The organism is Acinetobacter pseudolwoffii (assembly GCF_002803605.1).
GTDB classification, from domain to species: Bacteria; Pseudomonadota; Gammaproteobacteria; order Pseudomonadales; family Moraxellaceae; genus Acinetobacter; species Acinetobacter pseudolwoffii.
This window is the reverse complement of sequence record NZ_PHRG01000003.1, coordinates 63361-89344: the sequence shown is the minus strand read 5'-3', so window position 1 is coordinate 89344 and position 25984 is coordinate 63361. Positions and strand designations below refer to the sequence as shown.

The following is a 25984-nucleotide window of genomic DNA, read 5'->3' as shown; positions in this document are numbered from 1 at the left end:
TTTACTTCAACAAATAAAAAGCCTCTCCATGGAGAGGCCTGATTTGACTCGATTGTTTGACTCAATGGCCTGAAAGGATTAGCGTTCCCGCAACGCTTCTTTGGCCTTGTTGAATGGCTTGATCAGATAATCCATGACAGTTTTTGAACCGGTGCGAATGTCTACCGTGGCCACCATACCTGGGGTGATATTAAACTCCTGACCCGCATTATTATTCAGTTTGTCACTGTCCGTGCGGATATAGACCCGGTAATAGAACTGATCCTGCTTGACTTCATCACGGATGGTGTCTGGTGAAATCATCGCAACTTTACCATTTAACCCACCATAGATTGAATAATCATAGGCCGTAATTTTAACCAGTGCTTCCTGATCTGGACGAATAAAGGCAATATCACGTGGTGAAATCCGCGCTTCAACCAGTAGTTTTTCGTCGAGTGGCACGATGGTCATCAACTTGCCATTTTGTGGAATCACGCCGCCCAAGGTCATCACATCAATTTCTTTTACGATACCGCGTACCGGTGATTTAAAAATAGTCCGGCTCAACGTATCTGACTTGCCGCGTACCACCTGTTGCTGAGTTTCCACATCGGTATTGGCTTTGGACAGCTCTTCCCGCGCACTCACATAATATTGATTACGAATATCATTCATTTGATTACGCAGGTCGTTGGCTTCACGTTTTAAGCGTAGTACTTCAACCTCACTGGCTGCCCCTTTGGCCACCAGTGGTGCTGTCATTTCCAGCTCTTGCTGTACCAGTACCAAGGCCTGTTCTAGACCGGCCACGGATTCCTCCAGATTGGCACGACGTGACTGATACAGTGCCGTTTCTTCTTTCACCAGTTTTGGATATTTCAAGACTTCTTCGGGAAATACCAATGGCGTACCGCTCACTTCCGCGCGTAAGCGAGCTGAGGTCGCACGTGATGAAATCAGTAAGGATTCAGATTCACCGACATTGGATTCAAAACGGGTCGGGTCGAGCTGAGCCAATACTTGGCCGCGCTCTACAATTTCACCTTCTCTAACATTGAGCGTGGTCAAAATACCGCCTTCTAAAGACTGAACCACCTGCTCTTTAGAAGATGGAATCACTTTACCCGTACCGGTAGAGACTTCTTCCAGGCTAAATAACCAGGCCCAGATCAGCAATACCAATAAACCAATGCCGACAATCCAGATAATGACACTCGATTTAGGTAAAGGTGGTTCCTGAAAGCTGACTTTGCTTGAACGTTTTAGTTCTTTGAGTTCACTCATGCACTTGCTCCAACAACCCGCTTATTGCCACCCTGTGACTGATTCAGGATCTGATCTCGTGGACCATCCATGACAATTTTCCCATCATTCACCACAATAATACGATCCACCAGCTCCAGTACCGCACGGCGATGCGTCGCAACCACCATGGTACGATGGCTCAAATAACTTTTAAGATGATCAATCAACTGCTTTTCTGACACATCATCAATCGCAGCAGTAGGTTCATCTAGCAGTAGAATTTTCGGTTGACGGATCAATAACCGTGTTAACAACAGCGCCTGACGCTGACCGCCAGAAAAACCAACACCACCTTCCAGAATGATATGATCCAGACCTTCTTTTTTCTCCTGCACAAAAGCGAATGCACCGGTGATTTGCAATGCTTCCAGAATTTGCTGATCGGTGGCCAAGGGCGCACCCAGGCTGAGATTTTCACGAATCGAACCATAAAACAGCTGCGAGTTCTGATTCAGCAAGCCCATATCACGACGTACATCTGAAGGATCAATCAGGGTCAGGTCAATACCATCCAGCTTGACCTTGCCCTGTAACGGTGTCTGCATACCAGACAAGAGCTGCAACAAGGTTGATTTCCCGGCACCGTTACGGCCCAGAATCGCAATCTTTTCACCCGGTTTGATTTCAAGCTTTGGAATCATCAGGCTTGGTTTTGGATCATCTTCGCCGTACTTGAATACCACACCACTGAGTTCATAATGACCATCCAGAGCTGGGCGATGAATCAAATGAGAATAATCCGGCTGATCGACCGATTTTTTCATCAACTCATCCAGACCGGCTTTGGCCACTTTGGCCTGTTGCAGACGACCCAACACGCCAGTAATTTGTGAAATGGGTGCCAGCATTCGTGAAGACAGAATCGAACAGGCCACCAATGCACCTGTGGTCATCTCGCCGTCCATCACCGCAAAAGCACCGACCAATACCACAATGGCAAAGGTCAAGCCTTGGATTTTTTGCGTCCAGGCCGTCATCAAACCCACAATCTTACGTTGCTGCATGCTGACATCGGCTGAAACTTCATTCATATGGTTCCACTGATTCTGGAAGCGTGTTTCAGCTCTGAGCAGCTTGATATCTTCAATCCCTTGCACGGCTTCTACCAGCAAGGCATTACGGATGGCAGATTCACGCATGCCCAGCTGAGCCAGTTCTGCCAGTTTTTTCTGCGCCAGAATGCCAGGCAGGATCATCAGTGGCACCACCAGCAGCATCACCCAGAACAGGTTGCCGCCAATCACCCAGAAAATCCCTAAGAACAGGAAGAAAAATGGCAGGTCGGCAATCGCAGTCACTGTGGTTGAAGTGACCAGTTCGCGTACCCCTTCCAGTTCCCGAATCTGCGAGATAAAGGTACCGGTCGATTTGGAACGTTCACTATTTTTGATGCGTAAGGAATGGCCAAATACCCGATCAGAGATTTTCAGATCAGCACGTTTACCAATAATGTCTGACAGATAGATTCGGGAGACGCGTAAAACAAACTCGAAAATTGCCGCAATCAGCACACCGCCAGCCAAAACCCATAAGGTAGGAATCGATTGTGATGGAATCACGCGGTCATACACGTTCATCGAGAAAACAATCGTGGCCAGTGCCAGAATATTCGCGATTAAAGAGGCGAACATGACATCGATATAACGTTTCCAGTCATTCAAGACAATTGACCAGAACCAGTTTTTCTCGAACGGCTTGATATATTCATCCACCCGCGCATCCGGCACAGAAGATTCGGGACGCAGAACATACAGATGCTTTACGCCCGTCTCTAACTGTTCAACCGTGAAACTTTGAGACAAGCCTTCATCGCCACTGAGCTGTATACTGACGTTAGCTTGGGTGTCGATGCGTTCAATCACACCCACATCCCCACTCTCAAACTCCACCAGCAAAGGCAAACGCCACGGATTCAGCAAGCTGCTGTCAAATTTATTTTTACGGACATTTAAACCAATCTGCCGGCTAACAATTTTGAGCATCTCGTCGATGTCATGATGCTGGTTCCAGTCCAGTTGCAGACGAATCCGCTCCTCAGAAGGTTCAATCCGGTAATGTCTGGCAATATTCAAAACCGCTTTAAGCCACGGTTGATAATTTATTGTAGTACTCATGGCTGAACTTCAAACCCCTGAATAGAAATACGGTTAAGCGCGTAAATATCCCGTGTACGGCCGGTGACCTGAATATATTGCACAATCGCCGAATAAATGTCATAGCGCGCAGATTCAATTTCCTGTGCTGCACTATGAATAGCCTGTTCTGCGTTGAGCAAATCCACCACGGTTCGGGTACCCAATTTATATTGTTCTTGATACAGCTCTTTGGTTCGTACCGTGGTTGCACGACGTTGGGATAAAACTCCCATTTGTTTTTGCTTATTCTCAATCTGCTCACGAATCAAGCGAACCTGATCCAGTACATCCAGATAAACCGTATTGACCTGTGCACGTGCAGCTTCTTCGGCATAACTGGCAGAACGTGCCTGAGAGCGTGCTGCGCCACCCTGATAAAAATTACTGCTGGCTTCAATCATGATTGAATTATAAAAGCCGTCATCTTCATTATTATTCGGATTCCGCCCATTAACAGCCTGACTTAAACTGCCTTTCAGATGAATGCTTGGATAACGACTTAAACGTGCCTGATCTTTTTGAAAGCGTGCAACCTCTACACCCGATTGTGCCAGAATCATATTGGGAATCTGGGTAAATTCCGGATCCTGATACAGATCGGCCTGCGCCACAATACGTTCTGGAATCTCCCATTCCACCGCAGACACATCAAACCCCAGCAAAGTGCGTAAACGTTGCTGATATTGTCTGAGCTGGGTCTGCTGCACCAGCAGGTTCGATTGTGCCGCTTCCAGATTGGACTGAGCCTGAATTGGATCGGCCTGACTGCTGATACCGGCACGGGCACGCAAATTGGCAATTTCTGCAATCCGTCCAATGCCCTGAATCTGTTGCTGGGCAATTTTGGTAATTTCCTGATAACGCTTGATATTAACAATCGCATCTGCCACTTCAAAAGCCACCTGATCCAGACTGACCAGCACCCTTGCCTGCTCTTCTGCCAATCTGGCTTCCTCGATACTGACATTGGTTTTGATCTTGCCAAAGTCATACAGCATCTGTGTTGCATTTAAGGAAACCACTTGACGTCCACGCTCACCCGAGGTCAGATCACCGGTCCCCAATCCGCCCGATAACTGCGGATAATAGGCTGCTTTTGCCACATCAATATTGGCCGCCTGTGCAGACAGGGTAGAAATACTCTGGCTAATTTCAGGACGTCGCTGAACTGCGGTATGGATCGCTTCCACCACATTCATCTTTTGTGGAATAGGAGCCACGATAGGGCCGGTAGCAGACTGTCCCTGTTGTGGCTGGGTAATCTGTGGCAGTTCAGCTACCTGAGAAGTATCTAATGAGTAGCGACTGAGTGACGTAATATTAACTGAATGCGCTGACCCTGTTGGCTCTGGTGCAATCAGTTTACTTAAACCGTTTTTAATATTTGCAAAATGGTTTTGCGAAGTTTCTGCATGTGCCAAGGAAATAGATAAAGGCAAAAGAAGACTCATGAAGATCCCCCTTTTTTTATCGGTTTTCCCCTGAACATTTTTTATGTGCTGTACCCTAAATCGCATAATAATTAATGTTTCGTGTTTTAGCCTAACAATATATCAAATCGTTGTAAAAGATACTTTTTTAACGTTGATTTGATGAAAAAAAACCCTCATCCGACAATTGGTGTCGTGATGTGGGTATCTTACAGACATAAAAGCTGTTTATACGGTAAAATCATCACCTAAATAAACTTTTCTTACTGTTTCATTGGCCAGAATTTCTGCTGGCGTACCTTCAGCAAGCAATGCTCCCTCACTCACAATATAAGCATGTTCACAAATCGCCAGCGTTTCACGCACATTATGATCGGTAATCAATACCCCAATCCCACGATCTTTCAAAGTGGTGATGATATCTTTAATATCACCAACCGAGATCGGGTCGACACCAGCAAAAGGCTCATCGAGTAGCATAAATTTTGGATCTGCCGCCAATGCACGTGCAATCTCGGCACGGCGTCGCTCACCACCGGAAACACTCATTCCTAAAGAATCTTTGATATGAGTGATTTTAAAGTCGGCCAAAAGTTCCGCCAGACGTTGCTGACGCTGAGCCTTGGTCAAATCCTTGCGGATTTCCAGAATCGCCATAATATTTTGTGAAATTGTCAGCTTGCGGAAAATCGATGCTTCTTGCGGCAAATAGCCAATTCCCTTGCGTGCCCGTTCATGCATGGCCAGATCAGAAAGATCCAGATCATCCAGATAGATTTCACCTTTATCCATACGTACCAGACCGACGACCATATAGAAGCTGGTGGTTTTACCTGCACCATTAGGTCCGAGCAATCCGACAATCTGGCCACTTTCCATACTAAAAGACACATCTTTCACCACCCAGCGCTTATTATAATTTTTCGCCAGATGTTTGATGGTCAAGGTTTGAACTTGCTGCGATTGTTCCATTAATCACGTGCTCCTGGAAAGGATTGTGAAGCTGATGGTGGAATCACAATTTTTACGCGACCTTCAGCTGAACCGGTTTTATTCGGTGTACCAATCGCTTCAACATCACCTTTATTCATACTATATTTTAAAGTCGCACCACGAATACTGGCCCCATCCTGCTGCAATAAGGCATTACCAGACAGGGTAATAATTCCGGTTTCAGCATTGTAGACAATTTTCTGAGCCTGACCTTTGGTCAGACCTTTGGAGGCATCTACTTTTTGCTGGAACTGTGTCGGGCTACCGGTAGCCGTGATCAGGCTAATCTGGCGCTTATTGTTCAGATTGGCCACAATTGAATTGGCTTGCAGCTTCATGGTGCCCTGTTCAATGATGACATTGCCAGAATAGGTCGTCACCCCAGTACGCTCATTAAAAGTCGCGCGATCCGCCAGCAAGGTGATCGGCTGGTTACGGTCAGATGGCAAGGCAAAGGCCGCGATTGAAAAAAGTCCAATCACAGTCGCCAGCGCAGTGCGCTTCAGGAAAGTGTGCATCATTTTGACTTTAGGAATTTGGTTCATACTTTCCTCGAATATTAAAGAATTCGTATTGACCATCATTAAGATTGGCTTTAAGACCCTGGCTGATAAATTCAGCCTGTGGAGACTCAACGATCACCGTTTTATCAGTTTCAATTTCACGTGTTTTTGGAAAAGCCGTCAGCTCCTCAGTACGGAACTCTAACTGTCCATTTTGCATGATTTTGGTGGCAAGCACTTCTTGAGAGAGTACAACTTTTGTATTGTCATCATAGCCATGCGCCATTTTGGCAGAGAAAGTCGCATCGACTTGAGCATTGTCATAGGTCGATGCCTGCAGGTTTTCCAGCTTTGAGGTTTGTTGCTGCAAGTTCTGCTCAAGTCGGTCTACCTGAGCACGAACCGATAACATGCCTTTTTCATCCGTCTGGGTTAAGTTAATATTTTTGGCGGAATAGGTCATGCTGCGTGCAGAATCAATCTGCAGCTTATTGCCCTTGCCGCTGTAATAATAATAACCACCACTTATTGCGGCAATAACCACAGCCGTAATATATAAAACTTTAGTATCCATAAGCGGTGTACTTAATCCAAAAGATATGACTTATTAATAAGGCGCACGAGTATATTTTTCAAGTAACTCTTGGTATACACCCTTGGACATCAGCAGCATATCGCAGATTTCACGTACTGCTCCACGCCCACCCAAAGCCTGAGTCACCAGATCTGCACGACGCCGCACCTCCAGATGACCATTCGGCACAGTCACCTTCATGCCCGCAATGGCAAAAGCCGAAAGATCAGGCCAGTCATCGCCCATATACAGGCAATCGTCTGGATCAATATTCAGTTGTGCACATGCTTCACGAAGTGCGGTGCCTTTATCTTCACGGCCCTGATAAACCAGATCCACACCCAGGTCAGACATGCGCTTTTCGACAATATTGCTTTTACGGCCAGTAATAATGATGACCTTGATGCCCGCCTGCTGAACTAGTTTCATGCCCAGACCATCACGGATATCGAATGATTTAATCTCATCACCCGTATTGGTTAGCGTGACAAAGCCGTCACTTAAAATACCATCGACATCAAGCACTAATGCTGAAATATGACGTGCCTGCTCTAACAATACATAAGATGCCATTTCTTAATTTACCCCAGCCTGAATCAGGTCATGCATACTAATCACACCAATCACTTTATTGGCATCATCAACCACTACGAACTGGTTGATTTTACGTTCATTCATACGTTCCAGTGCCACGACTGCACGTGCATCCTGAGAAATCGTTAACGGATTTTTAGTCATCACGTCTTGAATCGCCAGATTAACGTCAAAGCCCTGCTGCTTGTCGATCAGGCGACGTAAGTCACCATCGGTAAAAATTCCCAGCAGTACATCATTTTCATCGACCACCGTGGTCAATCCCAGACGTTTATTGGAAATTTCATAAAGCACTTTATTCATGGCGGTATCTGGCGAGACTTTTGGCAAATCCGAACCTGTGCGCATTAGATGTTTTACATGTAAAAGCAGTCGCTTGCCCAAAGCTCCGGCAGGATGCGAACGTGCAAAATCATCCGAAGTAAAGCCGCGAGCATCCAGCAACGCCACAGCCAAAGCATCGCCTAGGGCCAAAGTTGCGGTTGTACTCGAAGTCGGAGCCAGACCGAGCGGACAGGCTTCCTGTAGATTGCCTAAAGTTAACGCTACATCGGCATTTTGTGGCATTGGGCCTTTGGCATCACCGCTGATGGTAATTAAAGGAATTTCCAGACGCTTGATCAAAGGCATCAGCATCATGATTTCATCACTCTTGCCCGAGTTGGAAACGGCAATCAGTACATCTCCCGGCACAAGCATACCAAGATCACCATGTCCCGCCTCTCCTGGATGCATAAAAAATGATGGTGTACCTGTAGAAGCAAAAGTCGCCGCCATTTTACGGCCAATATGCCCGGATTTCCCCATCCCGGTAATCACCAGACGACCTTTGCACTGCAGGATAATTTCACATGCCTGACTAAAACGCTCATCGATTTGCGTGGCTAAAATCTGTAATGCTTGTTCTTCGATACGCAGTGTTTCAAGTGCAACTTTCTGGAAATCTATTTGATTTGGCATATTTGGTGGGTTCAAAGTAGGTTTACCTTAACTCTATACGGAGTTGACTTAGTCTAGCAAAAAATAATTTTCGCAATTTTATCATATCTATGCAAATTGCAGGTTTCAAAATGTATGGCTTTTCATAAAACTTACACAGAATGTTTTGAAATTTCTCTTAGAACAAACACATCATTTTTTTCAGATTTCAATCATATAAATCAGTTCTGATTTTCCTTTTTTATTTTGCATAGGCAATAAAAAACCCCAATCTTTCGATCAGGGTTTTTAAATTTTGGAGCGGGAAACGAGACTCGAACTCGCGACCCCAACCTTGGCAAGGTTGTGCTCTACCAACTGAGCTATTCCCGCAATATGGAAGTGGATTATAAAGAGTTTCCTGTAGCTGTCAACTCTCTATCGATTCAACTGCTGAATTAATCAGCACGACGCCATACCGTACCTTGACGGGTATCTTCCAAAACCACACCTTGGTCTAACAAAGACTGACGGATTTCATCAGCACGAGCAAAGTTTTTCTCTTTCTTGGCATCCTTACGTTGCTGGATCAGGTCTTCAATCTGCGCTTCAGATAAGCTTAAAGCTTCCTGACCAATATCAGATTTCAAGAACTCATCGACATTGTGCTGCACCAGACCCAGGATATTGGTGAGATGACGCAAAGTAGAATAATAAACAGCAGCCTGTTCCTGATTCTGGTCTTTTACTGCACGATTCAGCTCTTTATTCAGTTCAAACAACACAGCAATGGCTTCTGGAGTATTGAAGTCATCACGCATTGCTGTATTGAAACGTTCAACAAAGCTTTGATCTAGAGTTTCAACAACTTGCTCGCCATATACCGCTTGATAAGCTTTAAAGGAATGATAGAAACGCATGAGCGTATTTTTCGCTTCTTTTAATGCCACATCAGAATAATTCACTGGGCTGCGATAGTGTGAAGACACGATAAAGTAACGCACTACTTCTGGATGGAATTTTTCAATCACATCACGAATGGTGAAGAAGTTACCCAAAGACTTCGACATCTTTTCACCATCGACGTTGATGAAACCGGCATGCATCCAGTAGTTTACATACTGTTCACCTGTCGCTGCTTCAGATTGTGCAATCTCGTTTTCATGATGCGGGAAGCTTAGGTCAGCACCACCACCATGAATATCGAAATGATTACCCAAGCAGCAAGTTGACATCGCAGAACATTCAATATGCCAGCCTGGACGACCATTACCCCAAGGTGATGTCCAAGATGGCTCGTTTTCTTTGGCATGTTTCCAAAGCACAAAGTCAAATGGATGCTTTTTCTCAACTTCCACATCTACACGTTCAGAAGCGCCGGCTTGCATATCTTCCAGTTTACGACCTGAAAGACGACCATATTTGGCAAATTTTTCAACTTCGAAATATACATCGCCATTATTGGCTGGATATGCTGTACCGTTATCCACGAGGGTGCCAATCATATTTTGCATTTGATCGATATAGTCGGTGGCTTTCGGTGCAGCATCTGGAGCTAGACAGCCTAATTTGGCAAAATCTTCATTCATCGCATCAATAAAACGACTGGTGAGTGATGAAATACTTTCACCATTTTCGTTAGCACGTTTAATGATTTTGTCATCAATATCGGTGATATTACGTACATATTTTACCTGCCAGCCCTGGCTACGCAAGAAACGAATAATATAGTCGAATGCAACCACTGTACGTGCATGTCCAATATGACAATAGTCATAGACCGTCATACCACAAACATACAGATCAATCTGACCTTCCTTACGAGGAACAAATTCTACTTTTTTACGTTGCTCTGAGTTATATAGAACAAATGGTTGCATAGGTCTTCTAGAATGCTTTTACAAATGATGGCTCATCTTAACCTAAGCACTATTTTTCATAAAGTTTTAAGATATGTTTTTATAAAATTAGCCCATTCATGAAAGAATCCAAGAATAAAAAAAGACCAGTATCTAACTGGTCTTTTTTTCACTCGTAGTTTTAGTGAGTTTTAGAACTAAGTTTCACTTTTGCATTGGACCAGTGCTTCTTTAGTTTTTGGACCAAAATGATTTACGATGCCCGTACTATGTACATTAATCCAGTTTTGTTCACCTTTCTTATAAAAGTCGACATCAAAACCTGTGTATGCAACCGTAAATTGATACTGCGAACCATCACTTGCTTTTCTACCCTGACGTACAAATTTCTTCTCAAATACACCCGATTTTTTCTTCGCAGAAATTAAACGCAAAATGCTTTTATCTCCGATCACATATGATAAGTTGTGGGCTTTCTGCACGGAACAATCAAGAGCATATCGACCTTGAAAATTACCTAAATTTGCTGATTTTTTTGTTTCCGTATTTGCATTTGCTAGCGTGAATGATGCTGTAAGGACTAATACAGACAATAATAATTTTTTCATGAATAACTCAATATTTTAAAGATAGCAGCCAACAGGGTGAAAGTTGCTGCTTTCACCCTATGAGAATTAGTAGATGATTTGGTCGTTGTTTAGCAACAACTCAAGGATCTGAGTTTCTGTCTTACTCGACAGAGAACTATTAGACTTTAAGCCTTGCAATTTCAGCAGGTCGGCTTGACCAAATTGCGAGCCCTTACCATCACGATCAATAACCAAAGTTATATCATCACCTTCGAATTTCAGTGATAAATACTCACTGATATTGGCATCATTTTGCTTACCATCTAAAAGTGCATGAATATTAATCATATCTGCATTTGCATCTGTAGCCACAGAACCTACATGGAAGTCATCCCATGTATCCAGACCATTACCGGCATCACTTGCGGCATTTTCAAGAACCTCAAAGATAACCAGATCTTGACCTGCGCCACCGGTAATTTGATCATTACCCTGGCCTCCAATAATCAGGTCATCTCCCGATCCTGCATTAATGCTTTCGTTACCATTACCGCCACGAATCAGGTCATCTCCCGATCCTGCATGAATCGTGTCATTACCGTTCATACCGTAAATACGGATACTTTCAGTTGAGCTTGAATAATCCAGAACATCATTCAGATCAGACAGAGTTTTATCACCTTCAATAATCTTGCTGGCAGCACTATTAAATGACTTGGCATTTAATAAATTCACACCAAGTAACTGTGCTACATCATTGGTTCTTGAAGCACCTTGAGTGTCGGTTGCAGTAATGTTAATACTGTTAATTACATCCAGATTTAACACGTCACCAGTTAATAATGTACCCCCTTGAGCAGTCAAATAAATGCTGCCGAGTAACTCGTTAACCGCGAGATTGTCGATGGTTGCACCCGGTGTAGCTGAAACAATGGTCAAGGTTGAACTTGGTGCAATAAGCCCTAATACACCATCGTCATTTTTGATGCTCACACGCAGTCCTAATTCTGCAGCCAGTTTTTGAGATGCATGCAATTCCATTGGCGTTAAACTTACAGTCAGTACTGGCTGATATTTCACTTCAACTTTTTGCAAGTTGTTGTCTTCATCATAAGCAGTCAAGTATTGTTCGCTTAAGTTCAATAAGTCTAGTGCATCCAGATTAATCAGTCCGAGTAGGCTACCCACATCGACCTGAGTCACCGGTGCAATATTACTCGGATCAAAACTCTGATCAGGAATCGCAGAAGTATCAATGCTGCTTTCTGGAGTTGTCACGACATCTTGATCGCCATCAACAATTTCAGCTGAAATGTTAATGTTCTGGTCAGCCAATTGACCGGCTTCGAACTGCGCAGAATCGACATTCAATTTACCTTTGTTCAGTAAATCACTAATAATTTGCTGATCATTGTCAAATTGAGAAACCAGATCCACGCCTTTCAATACAATGATCTGATCTGTATTCGATGCAACAGTGCTACTGTAGCCACCAATGTAATTACCATCTGTACTGATGTGGATTTCGGTATTAAATGTCCCATCTTCATTGCGTACCAATACAAAGTGTAAGTAGTTGGTCAGATTACCCGTACTCGATCCAATGCGGCCTTCACCTTTGAGTAAGCCTGCAAGGTCAAGAATATCACCGTCTGCACGGATTGAATCTGTATTGAAGTCATTAATAATATCTGTAGTAACACCCGTTTGACCGGCTGATGGCAATTGATCATTCAGTTCCCACTTGAATACATCACTATATGCCGTTTCGCCATTATCGCCAGTCAAGGTATCGTTACCTTGACCACCAATCAGGATGTCGCTGCCAGTTCCGCCATACAGCTTGTCATCGCCTTTACTGCCACGAAGCAAGTCATTACCACTGAGACCATATAAGTTGTCATTGCCGTCATAACCATATAAGCGGTCATCTTTGGACAAACTACTTTGATCCCCATTAATGACATCAGTTGAAGAACTACCTTCTTGAATAATGCCGGATTCCTGTAATGCGACCAGTTCACCCAGGCCAGTTAATACTCCAACGTCAGCCAGGTTAACTGTGGTATCACTACCTACAGCACTTTCCTGATCGGTTGCTTCAATGGTTTGACCGGCAAGAAGTTTCACATCCAGAACTTGACCCAAACCTTTAGTACTTGAAACCGTACCTAAGAATTCATTCAGTTTATCCACATCCATTGGACCACCATTAATTGAAGTAATGGTGATACGAGCAGGTGTTACCAAAAAGGCTGTAATCAGGTCAATTTTAAATCCAAACTCTGCAGCCATTGCTTTCGAATATGAATAACGTCCACCCAAGTCCAGATTCAGCAATGCTGCATTTTGAATCATAACTTTGGTCAGATTATTGTCTGCATCATTAACCGTGTAAAGCTGTGAGCTGCTTAGATCAATTAAACCGGCCACATTAACATTGGCGCTACCTAACAAGCCACCTTTGTTGCCCAAATCAGCGCTAGGTTTAGCATTTACAGTCTCTTGAGTATTAATACCATTCGCAGAAACCTGATATTGTCCAGTTTCCATATCCACCGTAACTGTGTTTCCGTGGATTGTAGTCACATTCAGTAAGTGCTGGTTATTATTTGAATAACTGTATGCGTACACGCTTTCAGAATTACCATACTGTTTTACAGTATTCGTTGCTGCATCGTAGACATAGGTATTGCCTTCAATGGTCACTGCTTGCAGATGTCCGCCATCGATACCATATGATTCAACCAGATTACCTTCAACTGTAGCCACATCATTCAAAACAATATTGATCGGATCAGAAGCTACCGGACCATTATCGGAAATCACGACATTAAGTTTACTGCTACTGGTTCCTTCTGGACTGGTTAACTCGAAAGGAATCTCAACTGTTTCCAGCTGACTAACAAGATGGTCTGCACCTTTAGTCATAACGACTTTATATGTGCCGTTATCATCTACAGTCACCGTAAATACAGGAACAGTTTCACCGGCAATCTTGCCTGTTAAGGTATGCCCATCTGCAGATACAGCCCAATCTAGCGACTTACCATTGAAAGTCGTGGTCGTTGTTGTTGGTACAACCAGTTTTACTTGAGTAACATCAGCAGCAATAGCCAACTTACCTTCCACTGTCGGGTAGATGGTAACTGACTGTTTAACTGGATTGCCCTCTGAATCTACCACAGGGTTTCCATCACCATCTAACAAATCAACCACTTCAACTTTATAGCTCGCTTCTTGCAACTTGGCTGTTTGTGATAAATCAACAACCACATTTTTCACTTCAGTGGTTTCATTGCCCGCTTTATCTGTCGCAATAACAGTTACAAGATAAGTTGAGTTGCTTAAGTCAGCCAAATCTGTAGGTGGAACAGTTGCAGTCCATACCCCATTGGTATTGACGTTGGCAGTATAAGTTTGACCATTCAATTCAACCTGAATAGTTGGCATTGGTGATTCAACCGCAACTTTACCAGTTAACACCAGATCCTGAGTTGCCTCTACAGCATCTAGCACATTATTTACCGCAATTGGATCAATACTAAGGGTTGGAGCTATAGTGTCTACAACAAGGTCAATTGTTGCCGCAGGAGATGGATTACCCGCTTTATCTGTTTCTGTTACAGATAAGCTTTGAGCCCCTTCAGGTAATGGTGTGGTTAAGTCTACGCTCCACCAATTCGTTGGATGTGTTGCATCTGCCGCTTGGACAGTTGTAGTCGCAATCACATTACCGGCAGCATCTTTAATACTAATGATGTTGCCTACTTCGGCTCCTTGACCTGAAATTTTAAGCAAGTTGTCATTGGTATAAAGGTTTGTCACAGAACTTTCTGTGCCAATCGCACCAGTTTCATCAATATTGTCTGTGACAACAATATTGCTTGGAGTTGCAGGAGCTAAATAATCTGTAGTGAATGTACGAGTTGCCAAAATGACTGGTTTAAAACCTGGCAAAGCATTTGGATTAGTATACAAATTATCATGAATTTCAATAGTATACTGATTTTCATTCACTAAATTTTTAAGGAAATTCGCATTTGTTAAATCTACAGACCAAAGACCGTTAGCGACTACACCCTCAATATCTGCAACTTTGTTTGTGCCATCAGTATCAATATCTAAATAGTTTCCAGCAGCATCTTTAACCCGAATATAAATTTTTGAGTTTATTCCTGATTTTTCTTGAAATGAACCTTCAACTCGAAGTGTTACTGCATCACGCTCGGCAATATTAATAACATCATCACCTGTGATAGGCTTAATTGCAGCAGATTGTCCTTGGGTAATTGTCGCATCACCTGTTGCTGGTAATGATGTATTTCCAGCTGCATCTGTCGCTTTTGCAGAAACCTTATAAGGTTGACTACCGGATGCAGGTACAGCAGGCATATTTGTAGATTCGAAATGCGCTGTCCATTCACCCTTGGCATTTGTAGTTGTTGTCACTATATACGGTAGGTTATTCCCATCCTCATCCTGCCAAGTGACCGTAACTTCAGAATTTGGTTCTGCTGTACCTTTAACATCAACTCCCAAATAATGCTGAGCTGAGCTGATATTTCCTGGTAATTCAACTGTTGGTAACGCTGGAGCTGATGTATCAACATTCAACACAAAGTCAGAAGAAGCCACAGACTGATTTCCAGCAGCATCAACTGCAATAGCATTAATTACATATTGTTGATCTGCTAGTGCTGTTGGTACTTCAAATGACCAAGTATAATCTTCATTTACTGTAATTTTTTGTATTTCACCTTCATTAATATAAGGCTTGCCGTTTATTTCAATAATAACGTATTGAACATCATCCGCCACAGTACCTTTAATGATAGGAGTTGTATCATTGGTAAATGCACCATTCAGCAAGTTTGCAACCGGGGTAGCACCATTATCTTCCGCATTAACAATTACTGGGGCAACTGGTGCAATCGTATCGATAACTACATCTGTACCAAATGACTGTTCATCGCTCAAGTTACCGGCTTTATCAGTTTGACGGAACTTAATATCTGCAGCGTTATATGTTCCATCTGCTAGAACAATAGTCTTACTTGCATCACCTGTAATCCAATCTCTACCATTCAGTGTATATTCCCACGAAGTTAAATCAGACTCTAATCCTTTAATTTCCAAGACATTATTTTCTTTACCAGTCCTTAATTCAGCAGTGGGTGCATTTGGTCGATCTAAGTCAAGTGTAATCGCATCAAGTTTAGTTACAGTGGTATTCCCTGCTAAATCGACCTGTTTGATTTGTACTTGTTCTGAATCAAACGTAATTACACCTGAAGTCTGACCAGTTAACTCAAAGCTTCCGTTGCTGATTAAAGTCCAAGTTTTTCCATTATCTAATGAATAGAATTGTTCTGTACCTGCTTCAATACCTGAAATATTAACTGTTGCTTCATTGGTATAACGGTCAATGTTTGAGAGACCTGTATCTACCAAAACTTCAGATAATTCACGAGGCGCAGCCGTATCAATAGTAATAGCTTTGGTTGTGGCAGTCTCTTTGACATTTCCAGCTGCATCAACTGCTTTAACGATAATTGAACCAGCTGCATAATTACCATCTTTCAGAATAAAGCTGCTACCTGTTCCAATGCTCCAGTCTTTACCACCATTGGTTGAATAACTCCAAGCTGCATCACTGTCTACCACAACATTCATTTGTGGATTGCTAGTAATACCATCTGTGTCTGTACCGGTACCTTCAGTTGCAAAGGTATCTTCTTCAAGTAAAATTTCTGGGGATGAAATTACAGTATCAACATTAAAGCTAATTAATGGTTCATTACCACCTATACTGATAGTGACTAAACCATTTGGTAATTCAATTGGGGGTTGTTCTGCTGCTAAATCTAATACCCATGACCCATCAGCTGCTACTATAGTGGATAAATTGAATGTTGAAACACCAGTTGTAATTTCAATACTTACATTATCACCAAATGTTCCTGTACCAACCAAAGTAGGCGACCTATCATTTGTAAAAGCATCATTTTCAACCACCTGATTACTTGTAGCATTTTTATCATAAAGTGGATTATTTAGGATATCGGCGATATCTACATTATCAAAGACAACTAACACTGTAGGACGTGTTAGACCAAAGCCACTCTCTGCATTCAGACTACCCGCTAAACCATCATTCCCAGCAATATCTTGATATGAACCTTGGGCAATATTAATACTTGGTGCTTCATTTCCAACTTGAGTAAATGTAGCGGTCCAAGTTGTAGCATCAATTTTAATCAAATTAGAAAGTATGCCACCTATCACTTCAATATTTGTATTTTCTAGCTCTTGGACTTCCTCACTGAATTTAAAAGTAATTTTAGCTTCTTCACCAATACCCAATAAGTCTTTATTGGTACTTAATTCAACAGTTGGATTGAGGATATCTATACCTGCAAGCGGTGCAGTCAATGCATCCAGTCGATCTTGCAAGTCAGCTTTCACCTCACCCTCTGCAACCAGGGCAACTTTTTCTGCTGCTGCAGCTTTGTCTGTTTGCGCTTGGGTCCATTCAGGTGAGCTCAGGAAGCTATCCAGTTCTGACTGGCTAATAATGCCATCTTCATTTGCATCATGGTCTTGCAGTTTCGCCACTGTATCTGCATGCGATTTCTCGGCTTTCTCTACTGCAGCCAGCGCATCCAGGATCACCTGTTCAGCTGGATCAATGTTTCCATTGTCATTCAGGTCACCTGCAAGTGGTGCAGTCAATGCTTCCAGACGATCTTCCAGACCGGATTTCACATCAGCATCTGCAACCAGGGCAACTTTTTCTGCTGCTGCAGCTTTGTCTGTTTGCGCTTGGGTCCATTCAGGTGAGCTCAGGAAGCTATCCAGTTCTGACTGGCTAATAATGCCATCTTCATTTGCATCATGGTCTTGCAGTTTCGCCACTGTATCTGCATGCGATTTCTCGGCTTTCTCTACTGCAGCCAGCGCATCCAGGATCACCTGTTCAGCTGGATCAATGTTTCCATTGTCATTCAGGTCACCTGCAAGTGGTGCAGTCAATGCTTCCAGACGATCTTCCAGACCGGATTTCACATCAGCATCTGCAACCAGGGCAACTTTTTCTGCTGCTGCAGCTTTGTCTGTTTGCGCTTGGGTCCATTCAGGGGAGCTCAGGAAGCTATCCAGTTCTGACTGGCTAATAATGCCATCTTCATTTGCATCATGGTCTTGCAGTTTCGCCACTGTATCTGCATGCGATTTCTCGGCTTTCTCTACTGCAGCCAGCGCATCCAGGATCACCTGTTCAGCTGGATCAATGTTTCCATTGTCATTCAGGTCACCTGCAAGTGGTGCAGTCAATGCTTCCAGACGATCTTCCAGACCGGATTTCACATCAGCATCTGCAACCAGGGCAACTTTTTCTGCTGCTGCAGCTTTGTCTGTTTGCGCTTGGGTCCATTCAGGTGAGCTCAGGAAGCTATCCAGTTCTGACTGGCTAATAATGCCATCTTCATTTGCATCATGGTCTTGCAGCTTCGCTACTGCCTCTGCATGCGATTTCTCGGCTTTCTTTACCGCAGCTTCTGTCACTGCAATTTGCGTAACCACTTCATCAACAATACTATCGTTGTTCTCTGAACTGCTAGAAGATCCAGAGCTCCCTGCTGCTATTAAGCCAATTCCACTTAGTGCCAAACCAACAAATGGCCAAACACTAATAAAAGTAGATTCAGACTGTCCATACAATAACGGCTCAATCTTATCAATCGGATTATAACTAATAGTTTCAAAATCAAATAAATATAATTCTGATTTTTCATTTCTAAAAACCAATGAACTTTCTGCTTCATCAAAGTTATCAACTACTATTTTTTCACCATTTTTTAAAGTAATTACAGCTTGATTACTTAAATATTCAATCTTTTCTATATCTTCAATTTTTATATCTACTAAAACTATAGAATCTTTAGTTAATACTATTTTTTCTAAGTATTCTTTTACTAACTGATTACTACCATCAACTTTTGAAATAACTTGAACTTGCATAAAAACCCCAAAAAACCAACTATATTGATGGGAATTAAACTGTGAAATATCTCACTTTTCAAGTATTAATTAAGTATTTTATACAGTTAATTTTATTAATTTATGCTATAGCCCCCAACAATTAAGTTTTTCTAAAATATTTTTACCAAAGAATTAATATATATTTGATAAAGAAATAATTTAAAATTTTAAAAATAAAAACATATAAATTTTTTTTAAAAATCACATAATGTTTAATAATATTTATAGCTTACACAAAAGCTAATTATATTCCAATTAGCGTAATAAACAAAAATAATACGATTAATATTAATACAAAATATAAATAAATATTATATAAATAATTCATCATCCAATTCACCATTTTTATATTCCCCATTAACTTCATGAAATACTTTAGTCTGAATTACTTTGGATTCTTCTTTCTGAAATGCTATGGTCAGCAAAATCCCCTATTCCTCACAATGTTATTGATTCATGAAGTATAAATTGAATGCCCGTCATCTAGTTTTAGACTTGTTATATGCGTCTCAAAATTCTACTGCCACTATCAAACAGCTGCTATGTGCTGCAGATTTACTGGATATTTCTCACAATAGCCTTCGGGTTGCCGTGGCCCGACTGAATCAGGAAAATGTCATTCAGGCTGTAGAGCGCGGTGTATATCAATTGCGAGAGAAAAAATTTGATACTTCTTTTATCAGCTTGAACAAACATCCCAATATGCAAATGGCATCTAGCTGGAAGGGAAAATATATGCTGGTCTATACCGGTGCTTTGGGACGCGTAGATCGCACTGCATTATCAAAAAGGGAAAAAGCGCTGCGTTACTATGGTTTTCAGGAAATAGAACAAAATGTCTTTATTCGTCCAGACAATTTAATGCTGAGCCTAGCCGAATTAAAGACAGCGGTGATCCAGTTCGGACTAGATCCGGATGCACGATTTTTTCAGGTCAGTGAGATAGATCCGGAATTAGATATCTGTAGGCTCTGGGATGTTCCGGCACTACATCGAACCTATCGGGAAGTCACTCAAGAAATTAATCAATGGTTTAATCACTACAAGAACTTACCATTATCTGAAGCTGCAAAAACTGCTTTTTATTTAGCCAAACCTGCCCTATTCAGTTTACGTGCCGATCCCCTCTTGCCTGCAGAATGGCTAGATGCCGAAGCTCGGCAACAATTTGAGCTGGCAGTGCGTAAAATAGAAAGACAGGGACAAGTTTTATGGCAACAATATTTTAAAAATCAGGGTGTATAGTTTATTTCATATTTACTCACAAAAATAAATTGACTGTAATATTTACTGCAAATATATTGGAAGCAGATATAAGAATTAAAGACAGGCAGAATAATGAACAGCAAAGTCAGTGTTACCGAACTTTTTAGCCGTGAAGAAATCAAAGAACTTACGACAGGTTCTGACTTACACGGAGCTTGGGCTGTAGGTTCAACCTGGGCAGTGATTGTAATGACCTTTGGTACCGTGGCCTATAGCTGGGAATATTTGCCGGTATGGGGGAAAATTTTGATGTGTGCGCTGGCACTGGCCATTCTGGCAGGTCGTCAGCTCGCCATGGCGATTTTAATGCATGATGCTTCACATCATAGTTTATTTAAAACCAAATGGTTAAATACATATTTGACGGATTGGCTCTGTGCACGCCCGATCTGGAATGAGGTCAGCAAATATCGCCCTTATCATCTGAAACATCATGCCAAAACCTCTCAGCCCGATGATCCGGATTTGGGTCTAGTGAAAAACTTTCCCATTACGCGAGCTTCATTATTAAGGAAATTTTTTCGTGACCTAAACGGTCAGTCTGGTCTTAAATTTCTGGTAGGCCGGATATTGATGGATTTAGAGCTTCTAGAATGGAGTGTGTCCAATGACCCTAAGCCCATCCCACGTGGCAATCGTAACAAGTTAGATTTGGCCAGGAATCTGCTGAAAAACAGTTCCGGCATGCTACTCGCAAATGCCACGATTTTCTCTGCGCTTTGGGCCAGTGGCCATCCTAGACTATATCTACTTTGGCCTTTGGCGTATATCACACCATTTCCTTTATTTATTCGTATCCGGGCAATGGCTGAACATGCCGGTCTGGAAACCAGTCATTCTGCCCTCAGCAACACCCGTACCACCCGTGCAGGTTATCTGGCACGGGCTTTTGTTGCACCGATTCATGTGAACTATCATATTGAACATCATTTAATGGCATCTGTTCCGCATCAAAATCTACCCAAAATGCACTGGATGTTAAGGGAGCGCAATTATGTGGATGCTCCACCAAGTTATTTGAAGGTCATCCGCTCACTGTTAAAAAATGATTAAGCACTCCAACGCTCAAGTGGTTGTGCTTTAATGCTGATATGGTTCGGTATGTGAATGCCGATGGGGAGACTGTTCGCGCTGTTCTGGCAAGCAGTCTTCTGCCTCAATCTGTAAAGTCATTTCGGTAATATGATGCTGATGGCTTAACATCTCAAAAGCCTGATGATGCAGCTTTTTATAATCGACATGCGGCGCGACCAAATGTACCGTCAGCATGACTTTCTTCGAGGTAATCGCCCAGACTTTGAGCTGATGAATATCTTGTACGCCTTCGAGTGCTAAAAGATCATGACGCAGTTTTTCAATATTGATTTCATCCGGTACGCCTTCCAGCAGAATATTGATGCTCTGCTTGAGTAAAATCCAAGTACGTGGCAAAACCCAAAATCCGATCAAAACTGCAATCAGTGTATCCACCCACATCCAGCCGGTAAAATAAATCACCAGCGCCCCGATTATCACGCCGACTGAACCCAGCGCATCACTCAGCACTTCCAGATAAGCGCCCTTGATATTTAGACTTTCCTGACTGCTCGACACCAGAATTTTCATCGATATCAGGTTAATGACGAGTCCTAAACTCGCCACGATCATCATCCCCAGACTCTGGATTTCAGCAGGATTACTTAAACGTTGATAGGCTTCGAATAAAATATACATCGCCACCACAAAGAGCATTAAGGCATTAAACAAGGCCGCCAGAATTTCAAAGCGTTGATAGCCAAACGTGCGTTTGTTATCTGCCGGTTTTTGCCCAACCTTGATGGCCACCAGTGCAATGGCCAGTGCCGCAGCATCAGTAAACATATGTGCGGCATCAGAGAGCAAGGCCAGACTCTGCGTCAGAAAGCCGGCAATAACTTCCACAATTAAAAAACTGGTGGTAAGTGCCAGGGCAATCGATAATTTTTTGGCATTTTTTGCAGTCACGTTGACATGACTATGCTCATGATGATGTGAATTCCCCACCCCTGACTCCTTCCATGTTTATTCAACCAGGATATGATTTTTCATACTATTCCACATTATTCTCATTCAGCTTAGGCTTGATATTTATCCATTGAGGTATTTTTTGTATCTGCTGGTTAATGAATCTGGGCAGACTCAAGCTTGAGTTTCTCATTTTCCATTATCCAGGCCTGGACTGAAGCCCGCTGGAAATTGCGCTGAATATATGACTGAATTTTATCAGGCAGTTCAATCTGATGACTGCGCAAGCGGTACAGCATAAAGGCCAGATCAAAATCTGCAATTGACCACTGTTCAGTCAGCCAGTACTCATTCAACAAAGTTTCCGTTAGCGCCAATAAGTGCTGAATATCTTGCATAAGCTCAGCTGAGCCAATAAATAGTCCTTTAGGCGGCACAAAGATTGCGTCCGAAGGCATGGCCTGGCGGATCGCCATAAAGTCGGTTTTGACTAAAGCCTGAACTGCGCGACATTTTGCCCTGGCTTTGCTGTCTTGAGGATATAAAGCCGGATACTCAGGCGCTGGAAAAGTATCTTCCAGATATTCGGTAATCGCCCAAGATTCAAATAAATGAAAATCATCCATCAGCAGACAAGGTACTTTGCCACTTGGACAAATATGCCGATATGCCACAGTTTGCTGCTCCAGCAGATCCAGATCAACTGCTTTTTCCTGAAAGTTCAGACCTTTTTCTTTTAAAGCGACATAGACCGACATGGCATAAGGACTGATACGTTTTTTATCGATATACAGACAGATAGTGTGCATTTTTTCTCCCTCAATCTTTTTATTCTATATTCTCCTCTACTGTACTGCCTTTCTGCTAAAAAATGAAAATCAGGCTGCATAATGCTACAAAGCCGGTTTAGAACCTTATAGCAGCATGCATTATTCAGCTTGAAACTATCTTCAGCTTTAAATTACCCAATGAAAAAGACTTCTATTTTTTTATAGAATGACGTTAAATAAATATTTCCTGTTTTAGATCAAATGACCATGCTGAACCTGGACCATTTCCCCGATACTGTATATGCAATCCAACATCTGGCTTTTGAAGATCTGGGTGCCTGGGAAGATGTATTTTATCAGCTGGGGCTACGCGTCCGCTATTTTGAAGCCGGGATTGATGACCTGCGTAAAGCATATGAGCATCCGGGTTTAACCGTGATTCTTGGGGGTCCGATTGGCGTGTATCAAACAGAAGAATTCCCCTTCTTGCAACAAGAAATAGACTTACTGAAAGTACGTTTAGATAAGAATTTACCGACTTTAGGAATTTGTCTGGGTGCCCAATTAATCGCCCATGCGCTTGGTGCCAAAGTCTATGCCGGACAGAGCAAGGAAATTGGCTGGTCTAAGCTGAGTCTTGCATCTATCGAAAACAATCCGCTGCAAAATCTGGAAAATACTGCCGTGCTGCATTGGCATGGTGATACCTTTGACCTGCCTGAACAGGCTGAACTACTGGCAAGTACTGAACTTTATTCCAATCAGGCTTTTCGTATAGGTACTCATATTCTGGCACTGCAATTCCACCCGGAAGTGGCCAGTGACAGTCTAGAAAAATGGCTGATTGGTCATAGCTGTGAATTGAGTCAGGCTAAAATTGACATTCCTGCTCTACGCGCTGCCAATCATCAATGTGCACCTGTACTGGAAACTGCTTCGAAAAGTGTACTAGAACAATATCTGACGCAATTAAATATCACATCCTAGTTTCAGACAAATTTCAGGCTGAACTTTCCTTTTCAATTGTAGAAACCTTATGAGCGCATTACTCGGCATTGCCGTGATTCATTTTTTTGCCCTGATTAGTCCAGGGCCGGACTTTTTCTTTGTCACCCAAAGTGCCATCCGGCAGTCCAGAAAGCATGCTTTATGTGCAGCCCTCGGCATTTCATTGAGCATTCTGGTCTGGTCAATTTGCGCACTTGGCGGCCTGCATTTTTTATTTCAGAAAATGGTCTGGTTACAGCAGGTCTTAATGCTATTGGGTGGATTATATCTACTCTATCTGGGCAGTTTGATGTTGAAGTCGAGCTTTAAGACACCTCTACCGTTAACAAATTCGAAAGCAGAAGCTCTTTCTATCGTTCAGCCGTCGTATCTTAAATTATTGCTGCAAGGTTTTTTCACCAACATGGCCAACCCCAAAGCCCTGATTTACTTTAGCAGTGTATTTGCATTGGCGATTAGCCCTAATGCAAAACTATCAGAACAGTCTTCTCTTTTAGCTCTGGTCTTTATCGAAAGTTTGCTCTGGTTTACGGTTGTAGCCATTATTTTTTCAATGCCGAAAATGACGACTTATTATCAAAAATTTGCCAAATGGATTGATGGAGTTACAGGCGGGATCTTTATCAGTTTTGGCTGTCTGCTGATTCTGAATCGTGATTAGATCTAAGTCATTTTATTCGATAAAAAAGCACCTGAATCAGGTGCTTTTTTATACTATCCATACAGAGAATCTTATTTCTTTGTAGGCGCAGGTACAGTGGCTTCAGTGGTAATCTGAACAGTAATTTTATCACCCACACTCGGTACGTTTGCCCCTAAACCAAATGCAGAGCGGTCAAATGAAGTGGTTGCATTGAAACCAATTGCTGGAACTTTCATCATTGGATGTTCAGCCTGTTTGTTTAAAACAGCATCCAATACCACAGGTTTGGTCACGCCTTTAATAGTTAAGTCACCAGTAATTTTGAAGTTCTTTTTGTCCCGCGTTTCTACTTTGGTACTTTTAAAGCTGATGTTTGGATATTTTGCTGCATCAAAGAAATCGGCTTTCTTTAAGTGATCATCTAAAGCTGTCACGTTGGTATTAATACTGGATACTGGAATTGTCACATGCACAGCTGACTTTGCCGGTTGCTCATTGTCCACCACGATTTTGCCCTGAATATCAGAGAAATTACCAGATGGCGTAGAAAAACCGAAATGATCCCAGCTAAATACGGCTGCAGTATGGGTCGGGTCAATTGTATAGGTTACTGGTTTTGCAATAGAAAATGTTGCTACAGATGAAACCGCTAAGCCTAATGCTAATGTTTTGAAATTCATGTTTTTATCTCTCGTTTTGGATGTTATTCAGTGTATAGAATTCAGAAATATTTACAGCTCTAAAGATAAAACGTTTTGTTGCAGCGATGAAACGATAAATTTGTAAGTTATTTTTTAAATTTCTATTATTAATCCATACGGTACTGGATAAATCCGGTCTTTTTGGCCACTTTATCATAGAGCATTTGTGCCTGACGATTTGATTCATGCGTAAGCCAGTAAACGCGGTCACAATTACGCTGTTCTGCCACCTGATAAACCTGTTCAATCAACTTGCAAGCGATACCTTGACCTCGATACTGCGAAGGCACAAATAAATCCTGCAAATAAGCATAAGGTCGTAGCGTCCAACTGCTGTCATGCTCGACCACATGTACAATGCCCACCACTTTTTCATCAAGCAATGCGGCAAAGCCATACATCGAATCTAGCTCAGTACTGTGTAATTTCGCCCAGGTATTTTCACTGACCTCGTCACAGATCTTCGCATGATAAAAAGCCTGATATTCTTGCCATAAAGGCAGCCATTGGTACTGTGATATTTGCTCTAAAGATTTGATCTGAATCTGGGAATTTATTTTCATGTTTACCAACTTCTTTTGCCTATTTCATCAATATAAGCCGTTTCGATAGGGTGCTGAGTTCTATAGCGGGTTATAAACTTATCTTTATCTCATCTGGTTTTGATAAGCAACTTCCAGACAAAAATCATCTGGCATAAAAAAAGCC

General features: G+C 42.4%; 19 protein-coding genes and 1 tRNA gene. 4 read left to right on the top strand and 16 right to left on the bottom strand.

What is annotated here, in order from left to right; all coding sequences use genetic code 11:
• Positions 1-78: 78 nt before the first annotated feature.
• The 12 genes from CWI32_RS07275 to CWI32_RS07220 form a co-directional block, all read right to left on the bottom strand.
• On the bottom strand, positions 79-1266 hold the full coding sequence (locus CWI32_RS07275) for a beta-barrel domain-containing protein (protein ID WP_100534979.1): 1188 nt from the start codon (positions 1264-1266) through the stop codon (positions 79-81).
• Entirely contained in the window at positions 1263-3401 is a 2139-nt protein-coding gene (locus CWI32_RS07270; protein WP_005096672.1) for a type I secretion system permease/ATPase, read from the bottom strand. The genes CWI32_RS07275 and CWI32_RS07270 overlap by 4 nt, the downstream gene beginning before the upstream one ends.
• The gene (locus CWI32_RS07265) at positions 3398-4873 is read right to left on the bottom strand and encodes a TolC family outer membrane protein (protein WP_378267264.1); all 1476 of its coding nucleotides are present in this window, start codon (positions 4871-4873) and stop codon (positions 3398-3400) included. Before CWI32_RS07265 ends, CWI32_RS07270 begins: the two co-directional genes overlap by 4 nt.
• A gap of 207 nt (positions 4874-5080) precedes the next feature.
• Entirely contained in the window at positions 5081-5824 is a 744-nt protein-coding gene (gene lptB / locus CWI32_RS07260; RefSeq protein WP_100534977.1) for an LPS export ABC transporter ATP-binding protein, read from the bottom strand.
• The gene (gene lptA, locus CWI32_RS07255; RefSeq protein WP_005096669.1) at positions 5824-6390 is read right to left on the bottom strand and encodes a lipopolysaccharide transport periplasmic protein LptA; all 567 of its coding nucleotides are present in this window, start codon (positions 6388-6390) and stop codon (positions 5824-5826) included. Before lptA ends, lptB begins: the two co-directional genes overlap by 1 nt.
• Positions 6374-6922, bottom strand: coding sequence for an LPS export ABC transporter periplasmic protein LptC (gene lptC, locus CWI32_RS07250; RefSeq protein WP_100534976.1), 549 nt, complete (start codon positions 6920-6922; stop codon positions 6374-6376). The genes lptA and lptC overlap by 17 nt, the downstream gene beginning before the upstream one ends.
• A 33-nt stretch (positions 6923-6955) precedes the next feature.
• Complete coding sequence (locus CWI32_RS07245) at positions 6956-7495, bottom strand: KdsC family phosphatase (RefSeq protein WP_100534975.1); 540 nt, start codon at positions 7493-7495, stop codon at positions 6956-6958.
• Positions 7496-7498: 3 nt separating this feature from the next.
• Positions 7499-8476 carry a KpsF/GutQ family sugar-phosphate isomerase gene (locus CWI32_RS07240; RefSeq protein WP_100534974.1) on the bottom strand — a complete coding sequence of 326 codons (978 nt, stop codon included), beginning with the start codon at positions 8474-8476 and terminating at the stop codon, positions 7499-7501.
• Positions 8477-8751: 275 nt separating this feature from the next.
• A tRNA-Gly gene (locus CWI32_RS07235) sits at positions 8752-8827 on the bottom strand.
• A gap of 65 nt (positions 8828-8892) precedes the next feature.
• Positions 8893-10314, bottom strand: coding sequence for a cysteine--tRNA ligase (gene cysS / locus CWI32_RS07230; protein WP_100534973.1), 1422 nt, complete (start codon positions 10312-10314; stop codon positions 8893-8895).
• 176 nt (positions 10315-10490) lie between these two features.
• The gene (locus tag CWI32_RS07225) at positions 10491-10901 is read right to left on the bottom strand and encodes a hypothetical protein (RefSeq protein ID WP_100534972.1); all 411 of its coding nucleotides are present in this window, start codon (positions 10899-10901) and stop codon (positions 10491-10493) included.
• A 66-nt stretch (positions 10902-10967) separates the two neighbouring features.
• Positions 10968-18884, bottom strand: coding sequence for an Ig-like domain-containing protein (locus CWI32_RS07220; RefSeq protein WP_100534971.1), 7917 nt, complete (start codon positions 18882-18884; stop codon positions 10968-10970).
• 477 nt (positions 18885-19361) lie between these two features.
• Here CWI32_RS07220 and CWI32_RS07215 point away from each other — a divergent pair, with 477 nt between their 5' ends.
• Together CWI32_RS07215 and CWI32_RS07210 are read left to right on the top strand one after the other, a co-directional pair.
• Positions 19362-20150: a hypothetical protein gene (locus CWI32_RS07215; RefSeq protein WP_100534970.1), complete on the top strand. Its 789-nt coding sequence runs from the start codon at positions 19362-19364 to the stop codon at positions 20148-20150.
• Between the two features lie 93 nt (positions 20151-20243).
• Positions 20244-21224 (top strand): fatty acid desaturase family protein, encoded by a 981-nt coding sequence (locus CWI32_RS07210; RefSeq protein WP_100534969.1) that lies wholly within the window; start codon positions 20244-20246, stop codon positions 21222-21224.
• Positions 21225-21251: 27 nt separating this feature from the next.
• On the opposite strand, the gene CWI32_RS07205 is transcribed toward CWI32_RS07210, so the two are convergent.
• Together CWI32_RS07205 and yfcF are read right to left on the bottom strand one after the other, a co-directional pair.
• Positions 21252-22193: a cation diffusion facilitator family transporter gene (locus CWI32_RS07205; protein ID WP_100534968.1), complete on the bottom strand. Its 942-nt coding sequence runs from the start codon at positions 22191-22193 to the stop codon at positions 21252-21254.
• Positions 22194-22309: 116 nt separating this feature from the next.
• A complete protein-coding gene (yfcF, locus tag CWI32_RS07200; protein WP_100534967.1) occupies positions 22310-22963 on the bottom strand; it encodes a glutathione transferase in 654 nt (217 codons plus the stop codon).
• Between the two features lie 228 nt (positions 22964-23191).
• Between yfcF and CWI32_RS07195 the strand changes: the two genes are divergently transcribed.
• Positions 23192-23911, top strand: a complete 720-nt coding sequence (locus CWI32_RS07195) for a glutamine amidotransferase (protein ID WP_100535159.1) — start codon at positions 23192-23194, stop codon at positions 23909-23911.
• A 49-nt stretch (positions 23912-23960) separates the two neighbouring features.
• Complete coding sequence (locus CWI32_RS07190; protein WP_100534966.1) at positions 23961-24593, top strand: LysE family transporter; 633 nt, start codon at positions 23961-23963, stop codon at positions 24591-24593.
• A 71-nt stretch (positions 24594-24664) separates the two neighbouring features.
• On the opposite strand, the gene CWI32_RS07185 is transcribed toward CWI32_RS07190, so the two are convergent.
• A complete protein-coding gene (locus tag CWI32_RS07185) occupies positions 24665-25255 on the bottom strand; it encodes a YceI family protein (RefSeq protein ID WP_100534965.1) in 591 nt (196 codons plus the stop codon).
• A gap of 128 nt (positions 25256-25383) precedes the next feature.
• On the bottom strand, positions 25384-25839 hold the full coding sequence (locus CWI32_RS07180; protein WP_005171309.1) for a GNAT family N-acetyltransferase: 456 nt from the start codon (positions 25837-25839) through the stop codon (positions 25384-25386).
• Between the last annotated feature and the right edge of the window lie 145 nt (positions 25840-25984).